At 72.0% G+C, this 2,674-nt stretch carries 1 protein-coding gene; it reads right to left on the bottom strand.

The window, feature by feature from the left end; genetic code table 11:
* Positions 1–37: 37 nt before the first annotated feature.
* The gene (gene pepN / locus CA983_RS42565) at positions 38–2,533 is read right to left on the bottom strand and encodes an aminopeptidase N (RefSeq protein ID WP_086605982.1); all 2,496 of its coding nucleotides are present in this window, start codon (positions 2,531–2,533) and stop codon (positions 38–40) included.
* Positions 2,534–2,674 lie beyond the last annotated feature (141 nt).

Genomic DNA, 2,674 nt, shown 5'->3' with positions numbered 1-2,674 from the left:
GGCACGGGCACTGCGGGTCCGGCAGGGGCAGAAGGTTCTAGACCTTCTGCCCCTGCCGGACCCGCAGTGCCCGTGCCAGGTCGTCGAGTTGGTCGGCGAGTTTGCGGCGCAGTGCCGGGATCGGGGCGGCGTCGCGCAGGCACTCCTCGCCGAGGCGGAGGTTCTCGGGGTCGACGGCGTGGGCGGGGAAGGCCCAGCGGCCGGCGGCTTCGGCGATGGCGGGGCCGCGGCGGTCGGCGAGGTCGACCGCGTCCGTGTAGTAGCGCGGCACGTACGCGCGTACCAGGTCGGCCTGTTCGGGCTGCCAGAAGCCCTGGGCGGTGGCGGTGAACAGGTAGTTGGACAGCTCGTCGGAGCCGAACATCGCCTCCCAGGCGCGGGCCTTGGCCTGCGGGTCGGGCAGGGCGGCGCGGCAGCGGGCGGCGCCCTCCAGGCCGGTGGCGCTCGGGTCGCGTTCCAGTTCGGCGGCGATGGCGGCCTCGTCGGTGGCGCCGAGGACGGCGAGCCGGCCCAGGACGCGCCAGCGCAGCTCGGGGTCGAGCTCCGGGCCGCCGGGCACGGTGCCGTCGGCGAGCCAGGCGGCGATGGTGTCCGGGTGGGCGGCGACGTCGATGCGGTGGCGTACGGCGATCAGGCGCAGGCCGGGGTTGTCGCCGTCCTCGGTGCGGCGGATGAGGTCGCGGCACAGCTCGGAGAGCGTGGCGAGCGCGGCGGGTCGCTCCTCGGGCGTGAGGTAGCGGTCGGTGAGGTACGTGGAGGCGAAGGCGAGCACGCCCTGGACGATCGCGAGGTCGGTCTCCAGCGGGAGATGGGCCCGGGCGGTCTCCAGGTAGGCGGCGGGGGCCAGTTCGCCGTCGCGGACGGCGTCGCGCAGGGCGTTCCAGACGACCGCGCGGGTGAGCGGTTCGGGCAGGCCGGACAGCTCCTTGCGGACGGTCTCGAAGGACTCGGGGTCGAAGCGGACCTTGGCGTAGCTGAGGTCGCCGTCGTTGAGGAGGAGCAGTGCGGGGCGCTTGCCGATGGGGTGGGCGCCGGTCTGCGGCAGGTCCAGGTGGAGGCGTTCGCGCAGGACGAGGTGCTTGCCGTCGTCGCCGAGGTCCCGGTCGTACAGGCCGGCGGCGATGCGGTGCGGGCGGCTGCCGGTGCGGTCGACGGTGAGGGCGCAGGTGCCGTTCTCGCCGGGGGCGAGGTGCGGGGTGAGGGTGTCGACGCCGGTGGTGCGCAGCCAGGCGTCGGCCCAGGCGTGGACGTCGCGGTCGGTGGCGCCGGCGAGGGAGTCGATGAAGTCGGCGAGGGTGGCGTTGCCGAACCTGTGCCGGGTGAAGTGGGTGTTGATGCCGGCCAGGAAGTCCTTCTCGCCGAGCCAGGCGACCAGCTGCCGCAGCGCGCTGGCGCCCTTGGCGTAGGAGATGCCGTCGAAGTTGAGGAGCGCGGAGGCGGTGTCGTCGACGGCCTCGGGGGCGACGGGATGGGTGGAGGGGCGTTGGTCGGCGTCGTAGCCCCAGGACTTGCGGGCGACGCCGAAGTCGGTCCACGTGTCGGTGAAGCGGGTCGCCTCGGTGAGGGTCTGGTAGCCCATGTACTCGGCGAAGGACTCGTTCAGCCAGATGTCGTCCCACCACCTGAGGGTGACGAGGTCGCCGAACCACATGTGGGCCATCTCGTGGGCGACGACCATGGCGCGGGTCTGCCGCTCGGTGTCGGTGACGGCGGAGCGGTAGACGAACTCGTCACGGAAGGTGACCAGTCCGGGGTTCTCCATGGCGCCCGCGTTGAACTCGGGGACGAAGGCCTGGTCGTAGGAGTCGAAGGGGTAGGGCTCGTCGAACTTCTCGTGGTAGCGGTCGAAGCACGCGCGCGTGACGTCGAGGAGTTCGTCGGCGTCGTTGTCCAGGTAGGGGGCCAGCGAGCGGCGGCAGTGCAGGCCGAAGGGCAGGCCGCGGTGCTCGGTGCGCACGGAGTGCCAGGGGCCGGCGGCGACGGCGACGAGGTAGGTGGAGATCAGCGGGGTGGCGGCGGCCTGCCAGAGGCCGTCGCCGGTGTGCTCGGTGACGCCGTTGGCGAGGACGGTCCAGCCCTGTGGGGCCTTCACCGACAGCTCGAAGACGGCTTTCAGGTCGGGCTGGTCGAAGGCGGCGAAGACGCGCTGGACGTCGTCCAGGAACAGCTGCGTGTAGACGTAGGTCTCGCCGTCGGTGGGGTCGGTGAAGCGGTGCATGCCCTCGCCGGTGCGGGAGTAGCGCATGTGCGCGTGCACGCGCAGTTCGTGCTCGCCGGCGGTGAGGTTCTTCAGGGGCAGCCGGTTGCCGTCCAGGGCTTCCGGGTCCAGGGGTTGTCCGTCGAGGGTGACGGAGCGCAGCTCAGCGGGCCTGACCTCGACGAAGGTGTCCCCGTCCGCGCGGGCGCTGAACCTGATCAGGGTGCGGGAGTCGAAGATCTCGTCGCCGGTGGTCAGGTCGAGTTCGATCGTGTAGCGGTGGACGTCGAGGAGCCCTGCTCGGGTCTGCGCTTCGTCGCGCGTCAGTACGGACATGCAGGACATGCTGCCTGATGGCACCGGCATGGCACAGAGGCGGATCGGTATGCGCCCGATGTCCGGTCTATGTGCGGTCTTTTTCGAGCTCCCCGGCGTGCGCCCCCGAGGGCCGCTGGGGCGGCACACGCGCGTCGGGGT

This window comes from Streptomyces swartbergensis, assembly GCF_002148965.1.
Classification (GTDB): domain Bacteria; phylum Actinomycetota; class Actinomycetes; order Streptomycetales; family Streptomycetaceae; genus Streptomyces; species Streptomyces swartbergensis.
Note: the sequence above shows the minus strand (reverse complement) of the source record. Positions and strands in the feature narration are given on the sequence as shown.